The sequence below is a fragment of the Synechococcus sp. MIT S9220 genome (genome assembly GCF_014304815.1).
GTDB lineage: Bacteria > Cyanobacteriota > Cyanobacteriia > PCC-6307 > Cyanobiaceae > Synechococcus_C.
The window spans coordinates 156,826-180,346 of sequence record NZ_CP047958.1 but is presented as its reverse complement, the minus strand read 5'-3'; the positions used below and the strand labels follow the sequence as shown (position 1 = coordinate 180,346).

Annotated in this window: 20 protein-coding genes; 10 read left to right on the top strand and 10 right to left on the bottom strand. The window is 46.4% G+C overall.

What is annotated here, in order from left to right; genetic code table 11:
- Positions 1-10: 10 nt before the first annotated feature.
- From SynMITS9220_RS00845 to asnB, 3 genes are read left to right on the top strand one after another with little or no spacing between them, the layout of a single operon-like run.
- Entirely contained in the window at positions 11-1,132 is a 1,122-nt protein-coding gene (locus tag SynMITS9220_RS00845; protein WP_222930436.1) for a glycosyltransferase family 4 protein, read from the top strand.
- The gene (locus SynMITS9220_RS00840; RefSeq protein ID WP_370594351.1) at positions 1,129-2,184 is read left to right on the top strand and encodes a glycosyltransferase family 4 protein; all 1,056 of its coding nucleotides are present in this window, start codon (positions 1,129-1,131) and stop codon (positions 2,182-2,184) included. Before SynMITS9220_RS00845 ends, SynMITS9220_RS00840 begins: the two co-directional genes overlap by 4 nt.
- A 1-nt stretch (position 2,185) precedes the next feature.
- Positions 2,186-3,919 carry an asparagine synthase (glutamine-hydrolyzing) gene (gene asnB, locus SynMITS9220_RS00835; protein ID WP_186990078.1) on the top strand — a complete coding sequence of 578 codons (1,734 nt, stop codon included), beginning with the start codon at positions 2,186-2,188 and terminating at the stop codon, positions 3,917-3,919.
- A gap of 329 nt (positions 3,920-4,248) precedes the next feature.
- Here asnB and SynMITS9220_RS00830 read toward each other — a convergent pair whose 3' ends face one another.
- From SynMITS9220_RS00830 to SynMITS9220_RS00820, 3 genes are all read right to left on the bottom strand, one after another.
- A complete protein-coding gene (locus tag SynMITS9220_RS00830) occupies positions 4,249-5,385 on the bottom strand; it encodes an SGNH/GDSL hydrolase family protein (RefSeq protein WP_186990076.1) in 1,137 nt (378 codons plus the stop codon).
- A gap of 14 nt (positions 5,386-5,399) precedes the next feature.
- Entirely contained in the window at positions 5,400-6,695 is a 1,296-nt protein-coding gene (locus SynMITS9220_RS00825) for a sugar transferase (protein WP_186990074.1), read from the bottom strand.
- Positions 6,696-7,057: 362 nt separating this feature from the next.
- The gene (locus SynMITS9220_RS00820) at positions 7,058-8,149 is read right to left on the bottom strand and encodes an SGNH/GDSL hydrolase family protein (RefSeq protein ID WP_186990072.1); all 1,092 of its coding nucleotides are present in this window, start codon (positions 8,147-8,149) and stop codon (positions 7,058-7,060) included.
- A 121-nt stretch (positions 8,150-8,270) separates the two neighbouring features.
- Here SynMITS9220_RS00820 and SynMITS9220_RS00815 point away from each other — a divergent pair, with 121 nt between their 5' ends.
- Genes SynMITS9220_RS00815 through SynMITS9220_RS13235 form a run of 3 tightly spaced genes read left to right on the top strand, consistent with a single transcriptional unit; the run spans position 8,271 to position 10,720 of the window.
- Positions 8,271-10,133 (top strand): carbamoyltransferase, encoded by a 1,863-nt coding sequence (locus tag SynMITS9220_RS00815; protein WP_186990070.1) that lies wholly within the window; start codon positions 8,271-8,273, stop codon positions 10,131-10,133.
- Positions 10,133-10,534, top strand: coding sequence for an SxtJ family membrane protein (locus SynMITS9220_RS13240; RefSeq protein ID WP_222930435.1), 402 nt, complete (start codon positions 10,133-10,135; stop codon positions 10,532-10,534). Before SynMITS9220_RS00815 ends, SynMITS9220_RS13240 begins: the two co-directional genes overlap by 1 nt.
- A 24-nt stretch (positions 10,535-10,558) precedes the next feature.
- Positions 10,559-10,720, top strand: coding sequence for a DUF5989 family protein (locus tag SynMITS9220_RS13235; RefSeq protein WP_222930434.1), 162 nt, complete (start codon positions 10,559-10,561; stop codon positions 10,718-10,720).
- Between the two features lie 29 nt (positions 10,721-10,749).
- On the opposite strand, the gene SynMITS9220_RS00810 is transcribed toward SynMITS9220_RS13235, so the two are convergent.
- The gene (locus SynMITS9220_RS00810; RefSeq protein ID WP_186990068.1) at positions 10,750-11,997 is read right to left on the bottom strand and encodes a CCA tRNA nucleotidyltransferase; all 1,248 of its coding nucleotides are present in this window, start codon (positions 11,995-11,997) and stop codon (positions 10,750-10,752) included.
- Between the two features lie 213 nt (positions 11,998-12,210).
- The gene (locus SynMITS9220_RS00805) at positions 12,211-13,494 is read right to left on the bottom strand and encodes an O-antigen ligase (RefSeq protein ID WP_186990066.1); all 1,284 of its coding nucleotides are present in this window, start codon (positions 13,492-13,494) and stop codon (positions 12,211-12,213) included.
- A gap of 205 nt (positions 13,495-13,699) precedes the next feature.
- Here SynMITS9220_RS00805 and SynMITS9220_RS00800 point away from each other — a divergent pair, with 205 nt between their 5' ends.
- Both SynMITS9220_RS00800 and SynMITS9220_RS00795 read left to right on the top strand, forming a co-directional pair.
- Complete coding sequence (locus SynMITS9220_RS00800) at positions 13,700-14,548, top strand: glycosyltransferase family 2 protein (RefSeq protein WP_186990064.1); 849 nt, start codon at positions 13,700-13,702, stop codon at positions 14,546-14,548.
- 31 nt (positions 14,549-14,579) lie between these two features.
- Entirely contained in the window at positions 14,580-15,467 is an 888-nt protein-coding gene (locus SynMITS9220_RS00795) for a glycosyltransferase (RefSeq protein ID WP_186990062.1), read from the top strand.
- Between the two features lie 12 nt (positions 15,468-15,479).
- On the opposite strand, the gene SynMITS9220_RS00790 is transcribed toward SynMITS9220_RS00795, so the two are convergent.
- The 4 genes from SynMITS9220_RS00790 to SynMITS9220_RS00775 all read right to left on the bottom strand — a co-directional run bounded on the left by SynMITS9220_RS00790 (position 15,480) and on the right by SynMITS9220_RS00775 (position 19,699).
- A complete protein-coding gene (locus SynMITS9220_RS00790) occupies positions 15,480-17,309 on the bottom strand; it encodes an ABC transporter ATP-binding protein (protein ID WP_255483165.1) in 1,830 nt (609 codons plus the stop codon).
- 68 nt (positions 17,310-17,377) lie between these two features.
- The gene (locus SynMITS9220_RS00785; protein ID WP_255483164.1) at positions 17,378-18,463 is read right to left on the bottom strand and encodes a glycosyltransferase; all 1,086 of its coding nucleotides are present in this window, start codon (positions 18,461-18,463) and stop codon (positions 17,378-17,380) included.
- Positions 18,460-19,173 (bottom strand): heme oxygenase (biliverdin-producing), encoded by a 714-nt coding sequence (locus SynMITS9220_RS00780; protein WP_067093284.1) that lies wholly within the window; start codon positions 19,171-19,173, stop codon positions 18,460-18,462. Before SynMITS9220_RS00780 ends, SynMITS9220_RS00785 begins: the two co-directional genes overlap by 4 nt.
- 73 nt (positions 19,174-19,246) lie before the next feature.
- A complete protein-coding gene (locus SynMITS9220_RS00775; protein ID WP_186991688.1) occupies positions 19,247-19,699 on the bottom strand; it encodes a hypothetical protein in 453 nt (150 codons plus the stop codon).
- Between the two features lie 71 nt (positions 19,700-19,770).
- Between SynMITS9220_RS00775 and SynMITS9220_RS00770 the strand changes: the two genes are divergently transcribed.
- Positions 19,771-21,045, top strand: coding sequence for a ChbG/HpnK family deacetylase (locus SynMITS9220_RS00770; protein WP_186990060.1), 1,275 nt, complete (start codon positions 19,771-19,773; stop codon positions 21,043-21,045).
- Here the strand turns inward: SynMITS9220_RS00770 and SynMITS9220_RS00765 are convergent.
- A complete protein-coding gene (locus tag SynMITS9220_RS00765) occupies positions 21,033-21,971 on the bottom strand; it encodes a glycosyltransferase family 2 protein (protein WP_186990058.1) in 939 nt (312 codons plus the stop codon). The two genes, SynMITS9220_RS00770 and SynMITS9220_RS00765, sit on opposite strands and share 13 nt — an antisense overlap.
- A 91-nt stretch (positions 21,972-22,062) precedes the next feature.
- Between SynMITS9220_RS00765 and SynMITS9220_RS00760 the strand changes: the two genes are divergently transcribed.
- Positions 22,063-23,487, top strand: a complete 1,425-nt coding sequence (locus SynMITS9220_RS00760; protein ID WP_186991686.1) for an NADP-dependent isocitrate dehydrogenase — start codon at positions 22,063-22,065, stop codon at positions 23,485-23,487.
- Positions 23,488-23,521: the final 34 nt, after the last annotated feature.

Genomic DNA, 23,521 nt, shown 5'->3' with positions numbered 1-23,521 from the left:
AGCCCAACTAATGAATGATTTGGCCAGCGGTTTGGTTAAACAAAATTGGCGGGTGGTTGTCTTGACAGCCACTGGAGGACCTGAAAACAGCACCACGGAGGATCTAACTGTAATTCGCCTTAGCAGCAGCATCCAATCGAACAATGGTGTCATTGGCAAAGCCATGAAAGGGACTTACTTCTTGATAAGCAGCCTGATCTGGTGCCTCAAACATGGCAATCGAGGCGATGTGGTGTTGATCGTGTCCAACCCTCCCTTTATAGGCCTACTAGGAACTATTTTACGCAAGCTGAAAAATATGCCATACGTTTTCCTTTTTCAAGATCTATTTCCACAAACAGCAGTAATAAGCGGGCTATTGCCTTCCTCAGGCCCGGTCGCAAGTAGCTTTCAATGGTTAATGAATGTGATTTGCAAACAAGCCGCCAAAACAGTAGTGCTGAGTGACTCTATGCAGACACAACTAGTGCAGAATTTGGGCCAAGCAGAATCAGTAACAGTTATCCACAATTGGGCGGTCGAAAAAGCTCTACCAATTCCCCTAGCCAAAAATCCATTTGCAATACAACATGGTTTTCAAGATCGCTTCACCGTTCAATACTCAGGGAATTTCGGTCGTTTGCATGACCTGAAAACACTTCTTGATGCTGCAGTGATCTTGCATGCGAATCCTATGCAATTCATATTCATAGGTGGAGGTGCTAAACAGTCCCAAATCGACAACTATTGCAAGTTTCACTCACTAAGTAACGTTATTCGGCTTCACTATCAACCCCGCAGCACATTGAAATACAGCCTCGGAGCATGTGATCTCTCTGTTATTGGCCTTATACCAGGCGCCGAAAACAGCATGGCACCGTGCAAATTCTACGGAATCCTGGCCAGCGGGAAAGGGGTCTTACTTATAGCTAAAAAGAATTGTGACTTGGCACAGCTCGTACTTACAGCAGGCATTGGTTTGGTCGTTGAACCTGGCGAAAGCGAAGCACTTGCTGACAAACTACTTCAACTCAGCAAGAATCCCCAACAAGTGCAAGATATGGGCAAACGGGCACGCTCACTTTATGAAAAACGCTTTGGACGAGAACGATCAACTCTGTCTTATTCCTCGCTTTTGAAGTCAGTTCGATGATCCTTTTACTAAGCTTTGACGTGCGCCGGAAAGGCGGAATTGAACGCCTCACTCTGCAGGTGAAGAAGTCACTAGAGACGTCGGGAAATTCAGTAAAACTGTTAACACCAAAACGCATGGGAAAAAGTTGGTGGGGAAGGCAACTTGGCCGATTTTATTTTGTCTTATCGCTGTTGCCAGCTCTGCTACTTAGCGAGAAGGTTCTGAGCATGCACGTCCTACTGCTGAAGCCCGTTAAATGGCTTCAATGGTGCCGGAGCCCCAACCAGACTCTCCACTGTTGGGTACATGGAATTGAAGTCTGGGGAAATAACTTAACCCTACACCAAAATACGCTTAGAGGATGTCGGAGCTTGATCGCGAGTAGCAGCTTCACCAAAAATCAACTAACAGCTCTGAACACTGAGATCAAAGTCGTACACCCCATAGCCGATCTGTTCGACCCATCAACAAAACCCCAATCACTGCCAGGGTCCCTAAAACTCCTTACCGTGGCACGCATGAGCAGACAGGAAAAATACAAGGGACATGAACTGATCATCAATGCTCTGCATGAACTAAATCAACAAGGAGAACTACCTCAATCATTACGTTGGGATGTGGTCGGGGATGGAGACCAGCTACAAGAGCTAACAAAGAGAGTTCAAGAACTTGGATTAGAACATCGGGTTTGCTTCCACGGCTCAATCAGCGATAATGAGCTGCGAACTGCATTTCAAAATTGCAGCATCTTGCTAATGCCCAGCAACTTCAAAATCGATTCACTAGGGAACGCAAGCGGAGAAGGATTCGGAATTGTTTATCTTGAAGCTGCACTAGCTGGAAGAGCTTCAATTGGTTGCAACGAAGGCGGTCAAACAGACTTAATCCAAGACGGGGAAACTGGTTGGCTGATTCCACCAAGCACCACTTCACTTATAAATGTGCTTAGAATTATTATCAACCAACCTGCCCTCGCATCAACATTCGGAGCGAAAGCCCGCGACTATGCCTTGAAAGAGTTTTCAGTCGAGCGTTTCAACCAACAACTCATAAAAGCACTGGAGCTTTGAGATGTGCGGACTATTCGGCTCGTTAGGCTTTGAGGCCATCAACACTGAAGCGGTGTTTGAAGCCTTACAAGAGCGGGGGCCAGATGATCGTGGCCGTTGGCGAGAAGACAGTGAACCAGAAGGGCTAGAACTTCTGCACACTCGGCTGGCGATTCAAGACTGTTCACGTTTAGGACATCAACCAATGGTGGCGAGCGATAACAGCCTTGTACTGGTGTTTAACGGTGAGATCTACAACCAGAAAGAGCTAAGAAGTCAACTGGAGAAGCAGGGGTATCTATTTCGCTCTGAATGCGACACCGAAGTGCTAATGAATGGGTTCCGACATTGGAGGCAAGGAGTTTGGTCACGTATTAACGGCATTTTTGCAGCGGCTTGCTGGGAGACGGCTAGCCGGAGGCTGACCCTGGCGCGTGATCGATTTGGAATAAAGCCTTTGCTCTGGAAGCGAGATGACGAAGGACGCTGCACCTTCTCCTCCGAACTAAGTGCACTCAAAGCCTCAGGTTGCATAGAAGCAGATCGGATTAACGCCCATGCGCTTGATAGCTACAGACTATGGGGGGCAATCACGGGTCCGCTAAGCATAATTGAGGGTACAGAAAGCCTTCCAGCAGGACATACTGCGGTGAGGCATCAAGACGGGACGTGGGAAATAGATACTTTTACAGTGCAAACTCCTATTAGCGCTTCTCCAGAAAGCTGGACTCTCTCGAGTGCAACGTCTGCGATAGGGAACGCATTAGAACAGGCAATCGAACAACAAAGTATCGGAGATCATCCTGTGGGGATGTATCTCAGCGGAGGCCTAGACTCAAGTCTATTGGCAGCAACCCTCAAGCGTCATCAGTCGAAGCCAATAAATAGCGTTTCAGTCGGGTTTAATGGTCTAGAGGGAGCCTCAGATGAATCAGAACGAGCTGAACATACTGCCAAGCATCTTGGACTGAAACACAAAACATTACGAATAGGTATCACTGAGCTCGACAAGCATTTCGATGCTTTTATTGCAGCGATCGACCAACCAAGCATCGATGGTTTCAACACGTTTTTAGTCACAACGGCTGCACGCGAACAAGGAATGCGTGTTGCGTTTTCTGGTTTGGGTGCTGATGAGTTGTTTGGGGGATATCCACACATGCTGAAGGGCTCACTAAAGAAAGCCAATCAAGCCCGCCATATTCGCCTTCATGGCCTAACTAAACACCAACGAAACCTCATGGACTGCGAGAGGATCGAGAAAGCAGGGTTGGCGAAAATCAAGGACTATGCAAACCAGCAAGACTGCAGCAGATTAGAACTCGCAGGTTACCTACAAGAGACATTACTACGTGATGCCGATGCCACAACGATGGCACAGGGGCTAGAACTACGGGTGCCATTCCTCGACCAAGGAATCGTGGACTTAGCGCTACAGATACCGCAGCACATTCATCAGATGGAAGGAAACAAAACCCTACTAAGACGACTAGCAGCCCCATTAGTGCCCGCTGCCGTGCTGACTACCCCAAAACAGGGCTTCAACCTTGCCTTAGCCCCTTGGCTGGAGCTCAACCCACGATTCCGACCACAGCGAATCAACTCTCTTCTTGAGAAAAACCTTGAACGACATAACCTACGAATACCAAGGAGGACTATTGCAAAAAGCTGGATGTTGCTAAAAATATCTGGCAAGATTGCACCCTACTGGCGGTGGGTTGTACTAGCAGAATGGCTGCAAATGGCAAAGCCGTAGAACAAGTAGGTTCTAACCTAGAAAAACAACTATAAACCATTAACAAAGATCGACACAGCCATACATACGAATAAATTCAAAGCAAACTAGCTCAAAGGGAAGACTGCAAGACCAAGAAAAAGCGTATAAAATATTGATGTAAAAACAGGAGTAACTCTAAAGCAACAATAGTCGGCCAATATCTAGAGTCAAACAAAGATACGCGAAAGGCTTAAATATCACAAGCCCTAATACCAATACCTAGGCCAACGAATTAGTTTACATTGCTGGCACAAACAAATGACATTACTAAAAACAAAATTTAAAGTAAATGCTCAGTTTGGGAAACATCACTGCTGACATAGCCATGGCGAAATTATTCGAGCAGCAGCATTATGTCCAGACGAGTTCCAATGACCTAAACCAAGCGAAGTCTCATGGAAACCATGCAAGAACAACCTCCCAGGAGCTTGATCCACTTCATGCTGCAATAAAGGACCAAGAGATAAATAGGGAATGTTTTCTGATGCAAGAAAATCAGCCAATCGCCGCTCTTGCAGAAACGGATCAGAAGATCGTTGACTCGCTATAGGCCAAACCTGGTCAGGACTACTAGTGCTAACAACAAGCAACCTTGCACCAGATGCCTGCACATCCCGATTAAGTTGCATAATCAACGCTTCTGTCAAAATCCATGCGTTAGGCGAGGCATTAGGAGGTGGTGACGGAGCCACTGACAGAGAATCAGATTGAGAGGAGTTAGGTGAACGTCGAAATGCTGCAACACGATTCTTCGATTCATTTAAAAGCTGAAGAAATCGACTATGATTAACAAACTGGTCTAAAACACGGCCAACAATGGAAGTCCGAAAAAGATAACCTTTAGATAATTTAAAGCTATCATCTTGCTCCAAAAGTCCTTGTGACGAAATCCTAAAAGTAGGTCGGTCATCGCGAGAATTTGGCTCATTATCACTGAAATCATTACCTGGGTAAACAGCAAGAATCACCAAATCTGGACGAAATTTACTAGCCTGATACCGCCAAGTCAAAAGGGATTGTCCTGTACCATATCCACCAACCCCAAAGTTAAGAACCTCTGCATTTCGATAATTCAAGATAGAGCAACTACTAAACATATTAAGTTGCTTTTCCAATACTTTGATCCAGGTCTCATCCTCGTCAACCTGAAGGCCCTCAGTAAATGAATCACCAAGCACGGCAATTCGATAGACCGAATCACTTAGCTCGCTAGAGGGGAGAGATCCACGAAAACCTGCCTCGTTAATCTCAACAAGTGCTTGGCCTTCGCGAGAATAAAGCCCACGTGCATTCGGACGGAGTCCGTAACCACGCTTAGAATCCACAATATAAAAAGCGGGGTAGTGAATACCCAATATTCGCAATCCAACCTCAACTAAAGCAAACGAAGCAAGGACTGCACCTATAAAAAGGCATATGTTGAAAAAAACACGAGAAGAGCGCATCTGTAACTACCTGCTCAGCTAGAAGTTGAAATAGGCTGTGAACCCTCGGCCTTTAACACCAAACGCATAGTACGCAATAGAATGAAAAGATCAAGAAAAAAACCGGCATTACGAATATAAAAGAGGTCAAAACTCAACTTAATTCGAGAATCAGAGACACTGGCACCATACGGATAATTGACTTGGGCCCAACCACTAAGACCTGGGCGAATCCAATGGCGAATTCTATAATGAGGAAGCTGAGTCACCAGCTCCAGCTCCAACTCAGGCCGCTCGGGCCTGGGACCAATTAAACTCAATTCACCGGACAAAACTGCAAATAACTGTGGCAATTCATCGAGTCTTAAGCGACGTATTAAACCACCTAATCGCGTAATTCTTACATCATTTTTTGAAGCCCATTGAATACCGTCAGACTCTGCATTTTCACGCATACTTCGGAATTTCCATATTTTTATCTTTTCTCCATAGAGACCAGTTCTGATTTGGGAGTAAAAGATTGGCCCACCATCTTCAATTCGAATGCTAAACATAAGTAATATCATCAGAGGTGATGTCAAGACAATCAACAACAACGCACCAAAAACATCAAATAGACGCTTTACACGCCATGCAAGGCGACCAGGCTGAATACTGAAACCTTCCGCATCAATAAACCAACGCTGATCAATCAACTCAGGTGGTACACGATGAAGCACAATTTCACACCAACCAACCAGAGAATGTATTTGTAATCCTTGTCCACGCAAGGCAAGCAAACGTTCCACCGCATCTCCATTCAAGTCAACTTGACTACTGATTGCCAGTGTCAAATCGACCCAATCCTCAGAAATCTTTTCAGATTGTAAAAGCAAGGACTCAAACTCTTCAGGACTAAGAAAACTCGGCATAGAAGAGGAATGCAAAAAAGAGCATTTCAACTCTTTCTGTAAAAGTAAGCGTTCATGATCTGCAAGAACAAGCAGCCAGTTAGGAACCATGCGTCCCCTACGTCGCACTAACATCTGGCCCGTAATTGACAGGATTGATGCCATTGCTAATAAAGGAATCAAGAAACCCCGAAAACGAGTCCCAGCATCAGTAATAACAAAAAACCAACTATGAAATACAAAAATTGACAGCACGAGAACAACGATCAGTCCCAGACGCAAGAATTTCGATTCCCGCCATCCTTTGATTGGCCTTGCAGAGTAACGGCCAAATAAATATGAAGCACCGATCCAAACCAGAAGCAGAAACAAAAGACTGCCCGTAAGACCAGGCCAGTCTCCTAAGCGACGCCAATAGACAAACTTGTAACTCACCGCCATAGAAATCAAATCCCATAGCGCCAAACCCACTAATGCAAAACGTTCCTGTATCCAGGGAGCTCTCCAGAGCATACGAAATCCTTCCCAGCCAAATCTGCTCCTACGATAATGAAGCAGAGCTAAACCATCTTCCAAGCATAACAGGAGAGTCCGGGGTCAGCTTGCTACGGAGGTTCAGCAACTTAGCTGACAGAAATTGCAAGACAGATAAGTTAAAAAAAATAAATAAGGCTCAAAGCATAGCCAAATCACTTAATAGCAGCCATTGTAGTAAATTATATTGCTATTAGATATTTCAACCAACATAGAGAAAAATGGGAACTGCTCAAATGGGAGCTTTTATGAAAATTCTGATCGCAAGATCAAAAAACCAGATACTTTCGCAAACGAGTAGTAAGTTTATCAGCAATACCTTTCGAGCCTCGAGAGTTGGTATGAATTGCATCACTAGATCCGGAGCGGTCGTAGGGATTATCCATAAACAAAGGCTCATAGAAAAGCTTTCCACTCAAGTCACTATTCATTGATAATATTGTGCTTTTTGTATAGCTGTGAACTGCCAAAAGGTCTTCACAAATGCGATTCTTAGAATATGAATGATAAGAATAATGATCAAGAAAATAGCAATTAGGATTTGATTGAGCAACGAAAATGATTTTTGCGATTGGCCATGCCCGATGAATAGACCAAATCAAGTTATTAAGCTTATCAGAGTAGGAACTATTTGCAATTCGCGCATGTGATTGACCCCGAGTGAATATCTCGCCATCAACAGGAAGCCCCCCTTCAACATAATCAAAAAGATTATTATTGTTCAATGCCCATGAATCTAAATTCCCCTTTATTTCTCGCAAGAGCATAACTAATGCGCTGCTAGTTAAAACCCACTCTCTAACACCAATAGACTTTGAATCTGGGTCACTAATAATAGCGTTATTATCCTTTCCAAGGCTGTAAATGGCATCATTATGGCCATAATAAACAATCACAAACTCCGGATTTAAATTTTTAATATGCTTAAGCCATAAATCAATTGAGAATTGATTTCCCAACAGGGTCTGACCCGCAACACCAGCATTAATAACATCGAATTCATATCTTGAAGATTGGGAGAGGGTTTTATTAAGACCCTGCTGAAGTTGTTCAGCCCAAGTCAGACTCTCTGGAACTACGTATTCAATAGCTGTCGATCCTCCTACAACCAATATTTGCCTAGAATTAGCTGCATTTCCTTGACCTCGAAAACCTTGCTCATTGCGAGTAAAATTTACGAGAACGTCTTCACCTGTGAGACCATAAGTCCTAAAACTATGAGTGCGTCCAGCTTGACGGGATATTTCAGGAATTCGCTTGGCAGGATTCTGCTGTAACCAATTACCAAAGACAAGTTCAAGAAAAAGGACTGCAAATCCCAATAAAGCAAAATTGACTCCAATTAGCTTGATTTTTTTCATAAAATCAAAAGTCGATTAGCAAAATATGGAAATATTTTCGAATTGTCTATAATTATAGCACTTCTAAAACTTGACTAAAGCTTAGAGTATCTGAGACTATATCTGCACAGGCTTGCACTGGATGCGCATACTCGGCATATCTGCATATTTCCACGACAGCGCAGCGGCACTCGTTGTCGATGGGATCACCCAAGCAGCTGCCCAAGAGGAGCGTTTCAGCCGGAAAAAACACGACGCGCGCTTCCCAAGGCAGGCTGTGCGCTTTTGCCTGGAAAGCCAAGGCCTGAAGCTTGAAGACTGTGACGCCGTTGTCTACTACGAGAAACCTCTGCTGACGTTTGAGCGTTTACTAGAGACATATCTCGGAGCGGCTCCCCGCGGAGGACGGTCCTTCGTAGCCGCTATGCAGGTTTGGCTAAAAGAAAAATTATTCCTAAAAACAGAACTCAAGAAGCAACTGCAGTCGGTAGCTGATGAACTAGCAGATACTGCATGTCAACAGAGACGAACGGATCTACCGGAACTTCTCTTCAGCGAACACCATCTGTCCCACGCTGGTGCAGCATTTTATCCCAGCCCTTTCGATTCAGCAGCAGTGCTCTGCATGGACGGGGTTGGAGAATGGGTTACAACCTCAGCCTGGACAGGAAAAGGGAACAGCCTCAAACCCCTCTGGGAAATTAATTTTCCTCATTCTCTAGGGCTTCTATATTCCGCATTCACTTCATACTGCGGCTTCAAAGTTAACTCAGGCGAATACAAGCTTATGGGCCTAGCGCCTTATGGGGAACCTCGTTTCGTAGAAAAAATCAAAAATCACCTCGTTGACATCAAGCCAGACGGAACATTTCGACTTGATTTGAGTTATTTCAAATTTCACCGCGGATTCAGAATGACGGGGCGAAAATTTCACAAACTATTTGGACGACCACCACGCAGAGGAGAAACTGAATTGAGCCAGTTCCATATGGATATTGCAGCATCAATTCAAGTAGTTACTGAAGAAATAGTACTCCAACTTGCCCGAAGTTTGCAGCGAGAAACTGGTGCTCGTAATCTGTGTCTCGCAGGTGGAGTAGCACTTAACTGTGTTGCAAATGGCAAGCTATTGAAAGAAGAAATTTTTGAAAAGATATGGATTCAACCAGCCAGTGGAGATGCAGGCTCTGCTATCGGTGCGGCATTAGTAGCTGAACATAATTACTTCGATAAAAGACGAGATGTTCCGACCAATGATGGCATGCATGGGACTTATTTAGGACCGAGTTTTAGTAATGACGAGATCAGCAAATATCTGAATAAAATCAATGCTCCCTACCAATTTATATCCGACCCAGACCTCTTCCCGTACGTAGCTGAGCTTCTAAACCAAGGCAAAGTCATAGGTTGGTTCAATGGAGCAATGGAATTTGGACCACGCTCACTTGGCGCACGCTCGATTCTTGGAGATCCTCGAAGCAACGAAATGCAAAGCACAATGAACCTAAAAATTAAATATCGCGAAAGTTTCCGGCCGTTTGCACCATCAGTACTTGAAGAAGAGGCAAGCAATCAATTTGATTTACAGACCAAAAGCCCATACATGTTGTTAGTAGCGCCATTAAGAAAGGAACTCTGCCGATCAATGAATGCTGAAGAAAAGCGATTATTCGGTATCGAAAAACTCAAGGTTTCACGTTCAAAGTTACCCGCAATAACTCACGTGGATTACTCAGCTAGAGTGCAAACAGTAAACCAGCGTACAAACCCACGCTATTATAATTTAATTAAAAGCTTTCAAAGCCTTACGGGTTGTCCTACTTTAGTAAATACATCTTTTAATGTTAGGGGGGAGCCGATAGTCTGCACTCCTCAAGACGCATACAGATGTTTCATGCGTACGGAAATGGATGTATTAGTCCTCGAAAATCACCTACTCCTTAAAGATTTGCAGCCTAAAGAGGAATATGATGAAAAGTGGATGCAAGAATTTGAACTTGATTGATGACGATGAAGATTCCATCCCCCACTACCAGACAGCTGCGTGAATTCGGCATTTTGATAGCACTTGGATTTCCGGTGCTCATTGGGTTGCTGCTACCAGCACTCCGTGGGCACGGCTTTCACATCTGGACCCTATGGGTAGCAATTCCATCTCTCATGCTCAGCCTTGTAGCACCCCAATTACTTTCTATCCCCTACCGAGGCTGGATGAGACTGGGTCATGCTCTCGGCTGGGTCAATGGTCACATCATCCTGGGAGCAGTCTTTGTCCTTGTTCTACAGCCGATTGCTGCCATCATGCGGTTAACAGGATATGACCCTCTTCGTCGTCGAACAAAATCAACAAAAAGCTATAGGGAACCTGTGACACGCAACCCAACAGACCTCACTCGACCATTCTAATTCTCACTCTCTAAACGAATTCTCATGCAAGCACTTTTAGAACTTACCAAGGACATTTGGGATTTCATGCGTATACGTAAAAAATATTGGCTAGCACCACTCATCATTACTCTAGTGCTTATGGGCGCACTATTAGTATTCACACAGGGGTCAGTGATTGCACCATTCATATATACAATATTCTAAATTAATCGATAAAATTAAAATCATATGGATTAACGCATCCGCTCAAGAGCTTGCATGCGAGACTTTTTGAGCTCCTGGCCCAATCGAGGCCCGGGCTCATAGCCTTGTTTCATCAGGTCACTAGCCGTGATCTGAGCAGATACGTGTCGCCAACGTCCCCACCAGCGCAAGAGCGGGCGCCAATAAGCTTTATGATCACAAATCGCAAGCGCCACAACTTCCGGAGTCCAACATTGCTGCTCCAGTGAAGAGGTCCACTTCAAAGCATCCCACTCTTCCCACGAGGTGGTCAAAACTTCACTTTGAATCCATCGTCGAAACAACAAAAGCTCTTCTAACCAACTTTGATGCTGTCCAGGAATCTGGAGACGATGAGAAAGATCTACAGGATCTGCAGCTGCTGCAACCAAAGCGCACAACAAAGGTAATTGAAGACGTTTGGCAGAGCGCAGACGAATAAAAAGACGAGAGTCTTTTTGTAAACTTTTATCCAACAATGTCAAAGCCGACCAATCCTGAAGAAAAGACAGCGCCTGAGGCCAAGGTTCATTGTTAAAAAGCAAATCAAGTTCCATTCGAAGCCGAGTTCCTAACGCAGGTGGGCACAAATCCGTAGGGTCACCTGGCTTCCAAGACCAAGGCCAGACTTGCAATGTTGACTTCAGCTGTTGGAGTGACTGATCAGACAAAAGAAACCTTAATCGAGCAGCATAACGAGCACCGCGGATGACCCTAGTGGGATCTTCTGCCACACTTTCATCATGAAGAAAAACCAACTGCCTTGAAATCAAATGCTGGGTGCCTGCATGAGGATCCAAGAGATTTGGATCTCCATCGGCATTGAAGACCAATGCCATTGCATTAACAGTAAAGTCACGACGCGAAAGATCATTTTCAAGAGAACTAAAAACAACTGATGGGTTCTCTGCAAGGATCGGATAGGTTTCAAGACGCGCAGACGCCAAGTCAATCAGTAAATCGTCGAGTAGTAAATTCGCTGTTCCAAAGGAATCATGGAAACGCAATTCCTGAATACGCCTAGATCCCAGAAAGGCCTGTAAGCCAGTACAAAACAAATGAATGTCACCCTCATATATAAAATCAATATCTGAAGATTGTCGACTAAAATTAGGGTCAATAATCGAAAGCAGACTATCGCGAACCGCACCTCCCACTAAAGCCAAACGACCATTGCCAAGACATACAGCCTGTTGGATGAAAGCATTAATCAAGTCAGAAGGAATGTCCTCGAGCTGTAATTCACTGATAGATGCCATTAGCTAAATAAATCGCTCAGAGTTCAACAAATCGTCACCATGATGTTCAACAAAAATTGAACAGTTTAGAATTCTATTCTATAGCCAAGAGAAAACCAACAAGTGCCAAATTTTATAATTTTATTAGAAATATTTCCACGACAAAGCTAATAAACCGACAGCCCATCAATTTTATAAGCCACAGCAGATACCCTAATGGAAAACCAATGACTCTCATCTCAAATTTGATTGCTGACTCAGCGCAATCGCAGGCTTAGTAGAGAGAACAACCATGAACCCACCAACCCAAAAACCAGGTAATAGAGCTGGATGCCCAGAGAAACAAGCGAGAGTCAATGCCTGAATCCAAAGGAAAGAGAGTGCAAGAGCCATCACATGGGAAACAGAGTCACTCTCTTGGAAAGACAACGTGATACAAATTGAACTAATAACTACAGCAAAGAATATGATTAAAGCAATAAACATGAACAAGCCCCCGACAACGTAGCTTTCAAGAAAAATGTTATGGGAATACCAATGACTTGCAGGCTCAGGCAAAGCCTTTAACAAGTTCTGAACGTGAAAACCAACGCCCCACAATGGGTTAGCGCAGATCCAATCCCAGACAGCAACAAACCGCGTCAGACGTCCTGATGAACTAGCGTCCTGAAAAGGCAAACCACTGCTGAGCATATTGAAGATTTTGGGGACTAGCAAAACTAAAAATGTACTGAATCCAGCGAAGAATAACCAGCGAAATCGCAGTCCCCTCCTCCACAACCACACAAGACAGAACACAATCAGTGGAAACAAAGCTACGTATGCACTCCTAGTCATTGAAAGGCGTACACCCCAGAGACCGAGCAAAACAGCGCAACTGGCATTCAAAATAAGCAAGGTAGACCTAGAGGAGCGATCTTCTGTATAACGGATAACAAATAATAAAAGTCCTATGATTAGCAAAGATGCTGAGGAATGCCCCGCAGGGATTGGATTTAAGTCTTCAAAGCTGAAGCGCGGATTATAAATTTCTTCATCGATCGGTATATTCAGATATCCTAAAATACCGACAAACACAGAAATGTTTCCCAACAGTGCACATAGGTCAATAGAAAATGAACTACGTCGCATCATTAAAACCCAAGGCAAACACAGAATTGGAATCAATGTGGAATTAATAAAACCCTTGACAAGGGTAAAACTACTCTCAATAAATTCAATTGGATCTATGAAAGTATCAAATCCTAGGCGAAAAAAATAAATTAACCAGAAAGCGAAGAAAGAGGTTGTAACCGACAGCGCAGATCGACTCTTCAAGAAAGATATAGGCTGCCACCCACTATCATTGAAGGCAATAAAAGCCAGAGCAATACTTATTAAGTTTACCAGAACGAATGGTCTCGATTCTAATCCTAAATAATGCTGGATGGCTGCTAAGGGAATACGTGCAAAAACAAAAGCCCAAAGCCAAACCGTAAAACCAAAAGACGACACACTTCTATGGACTGAAGCAAGCACAGTAAAAATCAATTTAATTTCTGATTATAGATCCCATTAGCAAAACTCGATTACAAAACGACACGATCATTCCATTGAAAGCAACGGACAGAATTCAAAAAATGCTAAACTATGAGTTCTATTCTTTGATAGAGATTTAAGCAGGGAACAATTAAGCAAACAAATCGTCTCTTATGCAATCCTCAAGCCTGATCGATAGCCCAAAATGAAAAGCGGAGTATCTGCGTTGAGCGTAGGCTTATGCATTCCTACTTATGGCCGAAAAAGAGAGCTAGCTAGGTTACTAGACAGCCTGTCAAAACAATCCTCACTACCAGAGCAAATTATAATTATTGATCAGAATGAGCCAGGATTTTTAAATTCAATCATTAAGGAATGGATAGATAAACTACCAATTCAACATGGCAGTGTTGCGTTCAGAAGTGCCTCAAAAGCCAGAAACTATGGAGCTCAAAAGCTAACGACTGACATTATTGCATTCCCAGATGATGATTGTATATTTATAGAAAGGACCATTGAACTGGTTAAGCAAACCTTTTTTAACAATCCGAGCTTTGACGTCATTATCGGACAAAAGCCAATCAGGCAAGCTAAATTTTCCACTAAAACGATTAAACCGAAACACCTGACAACAGTTTTAAATTTATTTAATGCAAAAGCTGAGACATCAAATATATTCTGCAGAAAAAGCTTTGTTATAAAAATGCCAACGCTATTCAATGAACATATTGGCCCCGGTGATCAAACATCCATTATCTCAAATGAAGAAACAGATTTGCTCATCAGAATGCTTAGAGAAAATGCAAAGATTGTCCATTGTAAAGGGATTTTGATTGAACATCACTCTTCACAGGTTTCATTTAAAAGATCGCTAAAATACGCGGAGGGTCGTTATGAACTCATCAGACGTCAAAAACTTGGTTTATTTTACTACCTAATCAATCTTGTACAGCCTCTCATAAGGCTTGCCAAGCACCCAAATCTTAAAGGACTACAATATTGCGTAGCAACGATGCTGGGACGATCTGGCCTTACCAGATTGATTCGTCATTAATCAAATCTATCGTTTAAAGATCTTAGATTCAATGACTAGAGAGCTTGACATTATCATTCCTGTTTACAATGACCAAGATGGACTCAATACGATTTTATCTTCGATAGAAAATCAAAGTGTATCAACAGTACTTATTCGAGTGTTAGTTGTTGATAACAATTCGTGCCCGGCCATAAAAATACCCCCTACTAGCTTCGAAGTCCATCTTCTTCACTGTGCGCAAGCTGGATCTTACGCAGCTCGTAATACAGCTCTTACAAAAGTAGACTCCAAGATCGTTGCTTTTACCGATGCTGACTGCATCCTTGATACAAATTGGATTGAGACTGGGATTCAAAACATTAATATTAGAAGCAAACAATTGAGCAAACCAGTCATTCTTGCTGGGAAAATCAGTATCATTGCATCAAAACAGCCAGAAACCTCAGCGGATTTGGCAGACATACACTTCGGTATGACACAAAAAAAGTTTGTTAACCGCGGTCGTTATGGAATAACAGCGAATTTATGGGCTAGAAGCGAAGATATATTTTTACTCTCTGGATTTAACGAAAGCTTGAAGTCAGGCGGAGACCGTGACTTTTGTCTTCGTGCTCAACAAGAATTAAATGCCAGTCTTATTTACGACCCTGATTGTATTGTTTACCATCCAGCTCGAAGCAAAAAGGAGCAAATCATTAAATCAAAACGTCTTCTTGGGGGTCAGTTTGACAGAAGTAATGGAAAGCCCTTGAGAGAGGTTGCTGCATTATTTTTACATCTTAGACCTCTCATCAAAGAGACGCTTGAGTCTTTGATGATTCCAGTTTCTGCCAAAAGACGACTAAGACTGATATTTTTTATATATCAAATCAGACTGTCCACCATTCCAGAGTGGGTAGAACTTTTTCTAAAAAAGAAAAACTCTTCAAGGCTATAGTTTAACTGAAACTTATATGTTTGACTGTTGCAACTGGACAAATCGCTTAAATGTATTAGATTTTTCTTGAAGATCATGGTAGCTACCTTGGTGAACAATACGACCATCACAAAATTCAAAAATACGATCACAACGTTGAATCGTAGTTAAACGATGTGCAATCACTACTGTTGTACATCGACGACCGATTATATCTAAGGCTTGGATGACATCTGATTCAGTTTGATTATCAAGTGCACTGGTCGCTTCGTCGAGAATCAGAAACTTGGATCGACGGTAAAATGCCCTTGCAAGGGCAATTCGCTGACGTTGCCCTCCAGATAAAGCAATACCATTTTCACCAATTTGTGTGTATAAACCATAAGGAAGGTCAGCAACAAATTCATCGAGTTGAGCAGATTCAAGACATTCCCAAACACACTTCATATCAACATCATCTTCGTCAATACCAAAGGCGATATTTGATAAAACAGAATTATCAAGTAGCTGAATATTTTGTGGGACTTGAGAGCAGCATCCATGCCATGCATCAATTTCTTGCGCCGATATGACGTCGACACCATCCAAACACAATGAACCCTTTTGAGGTTTCAATAGTGATAGCAGCAAATTTGCAGCAGTACTTTTTCCACTTCCAGTAGGACCAACAAAAGCCACTCGAGAACCTACCGGTATTGAAAGAGTGATATCACTCAGTACCCAACGATCAGAAGAAGGATAGCGATAGGAAACTTGCTGAAGAGAAACTGTTCTCTTAGGCAATATCCCTGCTGACGAAACATACAGAGGTGAAGAGAGCGGTTGTTCGACCTTTAATTCAAGCAATCGATTAATGACCGACAACTCTGGCAAACCACCACGCAGTTTCGCAATTGCAGTAAAAAGATCCTGCAAAGGTTTAGCCAACCTTAAAGCACCAACAGACAACACTGCTAAGAAAGGCAAGATCTCAAGAATCTGGGATCTATCCTCAGAAAGAAGTCTAGGAATAACCCCTATTGCAAATATTGCAGTAATGCCCAAGGGCTCAATGATCATCCTTGGGATTTCAGGGAGAACAATTGATTTAGCATCTGCCTGCTTAAACATCAACGTTGCGTCTTTAAAAAGTTTAGAAAAATAATTTTCAACTCCAGCCAGTTTGACATCATTAATTGACTTAAACACTTCAAAAAATGTTTGAGTAAAGACATCTCTTGTTCTAACTTTCTGAGACGAAGCCAATCGGAGTGTTGGAGTCATTAATGCTGTCATCAAGATATATGCAACAAGCATGACGAACAACAGTCCAACAGCCGTTATCCCTCCGATATAGATGATTCCAACTGTCAAAATTACAATTGTTACTATATTACTGATGCCTCTCAATATTGGAGTAACAATTTCGCGCAATAAACATTCTAAATTTCCAAGCAATTCAGATGAAAGTCGAGCGAGGTTATTAGAAAGGTGATACTCATAAGGTTGCTGAATGATCCCTGAAAAAATGCGATCAGACAAGTCCAGCCAAATATCACTAGCTATCTGTTCCTGGACGAAGCGAAGAATAATCTTGACTATTGATTGCAGCCATATTAGGGCAATAAAGATAATCGCTAGCCAAAGAGATTGTTCAAGCTCGCCACCACCAAAAAAACGAATTCCAGGAAAAACATTACTTAGACGGCCGCCCACTAAGGCCCCGGAGAGCCGCCCCACAACAGCAATTGATGCAAAATCGAGAATACCGGGCACCAAGGAAAGCCAAAAAAGCCCTCGCATCGACCTAATGCGTCGCTTCGGGAGATAACCCAGCATCTGCCTAAGCTGATTGATGGATTGGCTTCCACCGATGCCCGCCACGTTGAACGCTTCACTGTCTCTTCAATTTATTGGCGCATAAGCCAATTAAGTCGGCGACAAGCCAGACACTAAACTGATCGTCCAACAATAGTCGCTAGAGCTCTCTTCAGTATTGCTTTAATCCTGCTGATCCGATGGCGTTGGCGTAAAACAACAGCGGATGAACTGCGGAGTAGATCAGAGTTTCTATGCCAAAAATAAAATCCTGATTCCAACTGCTTGATCACTGATGACCAGCCATCGATCAAACGTTGTTCAGACACTTCATTCAAAATGCTACTTATTTCATGATCATCCCCTCTCCACTCGAGTGGGTCATTGACGGAAGCCACAATCCTGCTGACATCATATTTGAGGTTTCCACAGCCTATCTGATGAGCAGTAGTTCCTGGAGTAAGTAAATCTGATAAAGCATGATTAAAGCTCGTAAAAACAACACAACCACTGGCTATTGCTTCTATTGGAGGCAAGCCAAAACCTTCAGAAACACCCCTACCACGCCAATACTCGGCAGAATCATAGATATATACTTTGGTGTCTCTGAATAATTGAACTAAATCATCAACCCAACCTGACTGAAGGCAAACATTAAGCCCCTCATTTCTAAGTGCTGGCAGCAATTGATTAATCACATAAGGACTACTTTTCCTCGCTTGAACCAAAACATCGATTGGTCTAGACCGTATTACTGCTGCATCATTTGACATCATCCACTGAGGCTCTAGAGCATTAGGCAGAAAGAGGAGAGGATTGCGCGGTGCTCGATCAGCCCAATAACCCAGAGTATTTCGGCTTACTGCAATGACAGGTATTCCAGGAGGAAGATCAAATCCATAACCAGTGCTATGGGCTTGATAAATAACCTGACGAAAACGAAGTTTCTTCAAAAGTTTAGGAACATCAAATCCCCAACTGACCAACCACAAAGAACGATCATCATCAGCTGGCAATAAAAGAAGATCTTCGAGGAAAGAACAGTCTGGATTCCTTTCTCGATAAGTCACAACCTCCGTGGTCAGAAGGCCTGAAAGAATCCTTGCTGTTTGCAGAGCAACAGTTAGCCCACCACAACGAAAACGGGCTCCTGTACCAGGTACAAGAACCCTTACTCGGTCAAAGCGACGCTGATTTTCAGTCTCGATAGGCTGGTTCAAGCAGCGGCGGTTTCTGTGCTGCCACTGCGCTGACGGCGGGTCAGGAAGCCGAACAGCACCTTGCCAATGGCCGCTACCAGATTTCCTTCAAGCTCCTTGAACATGTGCATGTTCATGTGAAAAGCGTTGTTCGCTTCCTCAACGATGCGATCAGCGGTGTCCTGATCGATCGGCAGCTCATCCATGGTGGCGCGATAAGTCGTTTTGAAGGCCTTCTCGTCAGCGATTTCATCGAAGACGTAGAAACGCAGACCGTCATCTCCATCCATGTTCATCGCTTTCTGAGCGATGTTCTTCAGGATCTGACCACCGGAGAGGTCACCCATGTAACGGGTGTAGTGATGGCCTACCAGCAGTTCTGGTGACTCCTTAGCCACTTCACGAATCCGCTCGACGTAAGCCACTGCAGAAGGCGAGGGCTGGATCTCATCGTTCCAGTTTTCACCGAAGTAATAGACAAGATCCTTCTCAAGCGACTCACGTCGATTCAGCTGCTCCATCCCCACAGGGCCGACCACAGGGTGGTCTTTGAGTTGACCCACTTCTTCCTCCATGGCGGAATAAACGAAGTAGAGATCGGCAACGAGCTTGCGATAGCTGGATTTATCGACAACACCCTTGAGAAAGCAGCTAACGAAACCGGTGTTCTCGGCCATCGTGTGAGCTTTCTTGGTGCCTTCACGGAGCTGAGCAGCCAGAGCTACGGACATGGGTTGAACACTTGATCGGTGTAGGCAACCATAAATTCGATCTTCGCCTGATTGACCGAAGGGTTGCGAAGGGTTACGCCGCTGTGCCCGTCGCTGCCGGATTGGAGAACAAATCAAACAAGTCTCGACAGATAGAACGCAGCTGCTGAACCTGCTCGGGCTGAGGCAGGTGCGAACCCTCAGGCTGCCAATCGCCCACGGTCACCAAACGCCAGCGTTCACCGTCGTAGGTCATCCCGCGCATCAACACCCCCAGCAGATCCGGGGCGGCGGGAGATTCAGCCGCATCAGGCTTCTGCAGCCGTAACTGCAACAAAAGACTGCGGCACTCGAGACGAGGACTCCAACCGGGGAAGTGGAAGGCCAAATCCAGGGTCTGATCCTCTTGCCAGCGGCGCGTCTGGGGATCATCGCGCCAGGGATTGAGATTGACGCTGGCAGCTGGGAAACGATCTCTCACCAGGGTCACGGCCGAAGCCAAAGCCTGAGCAAGCTGCACGCTGTCAACCGCTTCTCCTGCGTTCACCAGTTCATCGTCGATGACCACAGGTTGATGGCTGCCGGCCCGAAGCGCCAGTCGCCGTTACGGTTGCGACCATGATTCCGAGCACTCTCAGCTCCCGACTCAGCCTCTACGGACTAGTGGGCGTGGTGGCCGCAGCCGTGCATGCCCTGGTGTTGGTGGGACTGGGCCTGTTCATGCCCCTGTGGCTGGCGAATCCCCTGGCCTTTCTTGCCGCATCACTTGCCGGCTATCTGGGGCATGCACGATTCACCTTCCGCCCGGAAACCGGTGGCCAAAGCTTTGCCCGACGCTGGCTGGTCATTCAATACGTGGTCAATCTCACGGTGAGCGGCGTCTTGCCTCTCGCCCTGCCCAACGCGCTAGGCGAGCCAGTGCGTGTCGTCATCCTGGTGTTTACCCCCACAGCACTGAATGCCCTGATCTGGTCCCGGGCAGCACGGTTCAGCCAGCGGCGGAGTGATTGCCGCGTCACCCCACGACGCCATGCCGATGATCTCGGACTCAGCCCAGCCACCAACCAGGCCATTCTCGAACTCGCCAGCCAAGGAAGGCTGGACAGCAGCAGCCTGCTGGTCAATGGCCCTGTGGCAGCCGACGGCTTTCACGCTTGGCAGAAGCTGACACAGACCCATCCTCAGCTGCAGATCTGTCTGCACCTCTGTCTCACCGAAGGACCGTCGAGCGCTGACCCCGCTTTGCTGCCTGACCTTGTGAATTCACACGGCTATCTGAAGCGATCGTTCGGAGAGTGGTTGTTGCTGTCACTGCTACCGCGCCGACATCCCGGCCGCCGTCGAATCGAAGACCAACTGGGACTGGAATTAGACGCCCAGATCAAACGCTTCCGCAGCTTCTGCGGTGATGCACCCATTCATCTGGATGGCCATCAACACATTCACTTGGTGCCGATCGTGCTGAGGGCTGCTCTGGCCAGAGCTGGCGGCAACAGCATCACCTGGATGCGCCTGACAGAGGAACCGCTGCCCACTGGTCTGCCCTTGCGCTATTGGAGAGCAGCCATCCGTCACTCAGGACTGTTGAAGTGGCTGGTGCTGCAACTTCTCAGCCGCAGAGCTCGGCCCGCCATCCGGCGCTGCGGACTTAGCAGCAATCAGAGCTTCGCCGGCGTGCTGTTCACCGGCCAGATGGCAGGAGCTCCAATCCTTGCTTCCTGGAGGGAGCTCAGCAGTGTGGAACCACAACCTGGAGCCACCCCGCCGCTGCTACTGGCCCACCCTGGCGCGCCACTCAAGCTCGATCTGGTGAAAGCAGGGTTCTCCGTATCCCAGACATTCGCAGCTTCAGTCTGGCGACAGCGCGAATGGCGTGCTCTTCAGGACTTGTGAACCCGGCGGATGAAGTAGTGGGGGCGTGACTTCGCCTCCACATAAATGCGGCCGACATATTCACCAAGCACCCCGATACCGATCAGCTGAATTCCTCCGATGAACAGCACCGCCACCATCAAGGAGGCATAACCCTCGACATCCACACCAAACAGAGCCGTACGCAGGATGATCACCAAGGCATAAAACAGGCTGAGAGACGAGACCAAAACGCCAATCCCTGTCCACATTTTGAGTGGCAGAACAGAGAACGAAAAGATCCCATCGAACGCATAGCCAAACAACTTGAGCGGACTCCAGGAGGTCTGCCCTCCCTGCCGGCTAACCCGCTGATAAGGCAGCTCGACGCTCGAATAGCCCGTCCAGGGAAGAAGACCTTTGGAGAAACGACTGGACTCGCGCAACTGGGTGACTGCATCAAGAACAGCGGCATCCAGCAGGCGGTAATCACCGGCTCCCTCCTGGAGCTCAATCGAATCGACCACTTTGTTGAACACCCGATAAAACCAGTGCGCGCTGGCGACCTTCAGGCGAGATTCCTGATCCTGGTCATCACGAACCGCCGTGACCACTTCGGCTCCGGCACGCCATTGGCGCACCATCTGTTCAATCAGCTCGGGGGGGTGCTGCAGGTCTGAGTCAATCAACACGGCTGCGCCGCAACGACCGTTGACATGGTCAAGGCCGGCCAGCATCGCTGCTTCCTTGCCGAAATTGCGGGTGAGTTCCAGCAACGTCACTGGCGAGCCCGCATGATCCTGAATCCAGGCGCGCATGCGTTCAACGGTTGCGTCGGACGATCCATCGTCAATCAGCACCAGCTGATCCACACCAGGCACTGCCAACACGCGCTCCACAAAACGCATGATCACCTCCTGTTCGTTGAAACAGGCCGCGACGACCCAGACACCCTCTGACTTCGGCATGGGATGGAGGTCGGATCGCAAATGACTGTAGGGATCACCCTTCAAGTCATAGGCTCTCGACAACGTGATGTCGTCCGGCGACAACCCAGCCATGGCTCAGTTCGAGAAGCTCACAGCCCCCACAAAGGGAACGCCGATTCGCTTCGAGAACGGACAGCCCGTGGTGGCCGACAACCCGATCATTCCCTTCATCCGTGGAGATGGAACGGGCGTCGACATCTGGCCGGCGACACAGAAAGTGCTGGATGCTGCCGTAGCCAAGGCCTACGCAGGCTCCAAAACAATCGAATGGTTCAAGGTCTACGCCGGTGATGAAGCCTGTGATCGCTACGGCACTTACCAGTACCTGCCTGAAGACACTCTCGAAGCAATCCGCACCTACGGCGTTGCCATCAAAGGCCCCCTCACCACCCCTGTTGGTGGAGGCATCCGTTCACTGAATGTGGCGCTCCGTCAAATCTTTGACCTGTACTCCTGCGTGCGTCCCTGTCGTTACTACGAGGGCACACCAAGTCCACACAAGCGCCCGCAGGATCTCGATGTGATCGTGTACAGGGAAAACACTGAAGACATCTACATGGGTGTGGAGTGGGAGGCCGATGACGTTGTGGGTCAGGAGCTTCGCAAGCACCTGAATGAAGTGGTGATTCCTGCCAATGGCAAACTCGGCAAGCGGCAGATCCCTGAAGGCTCAGGCATCGGCATCAAGCCGGTCAGCAAGCACGGCAGCCAACGTCACATCCGCAAAGCGATTCAACACGCCCTGCGTCTGGAAGGCGACAAACGCCACGTCACCCTGGTGCACAAGGGCAACATCATGAAGTTCACCGAAGGTGCATTCCGCGACTGGGGTTATGAGCTCGCAACGACCGAATTTCGCAACGTTTGCATCACTGAGCGGGAAAGCTGGATCCTCGGAAACCTGGATGAAAATCCTGATTTAAGTGCGCAATCCAACGCGCGCATGATCGAGCCCGGCTACGACAGCCTCACACCCGAAAAGAAGGCTGAAATCGACTCAGAAGTTCAGAGCGTGATCGACACAATCGGGCCGAGTCATGGAGGCGGAAAATGGAAGAAAATGGTGATGGTCGATGACCGCATCGCCGACAGCATCTTCCAGCAGATCCAGACACGTCCTCAGGAATATTCAATTCTGGCCACCCTCAATCTCAATGGTGATTACATCTCCGATGCAGCCGCCGCAATGGTGGGTGGCTTGGGGATGGCCCCGGGCGCAAACATCGGTGAAACAGCAGCAATCTTCGAGGCAACACATGGCACGGCACCAAAACATGCCGGCCTCGACCGCATCAACCCTGGCTCAGTCATCCTGAGCGGAGTAATGATGCTGGAGTTTCTTGGGTGGCAAGAGGCCGCCGATCTAATCACCAAAGGCCTCAGTGCAGCCATCGCTGACCAGCAAGTGACCTATGACCTGGCCCGACTCATGGACCCGCCGGTCGAACCTGTGAGCTGCAGTGGTTTTGCTGATGCTGTCATTCAACACTTCTGATCGCAGCAGAAGCCCTGCGTCACAAACGATGATC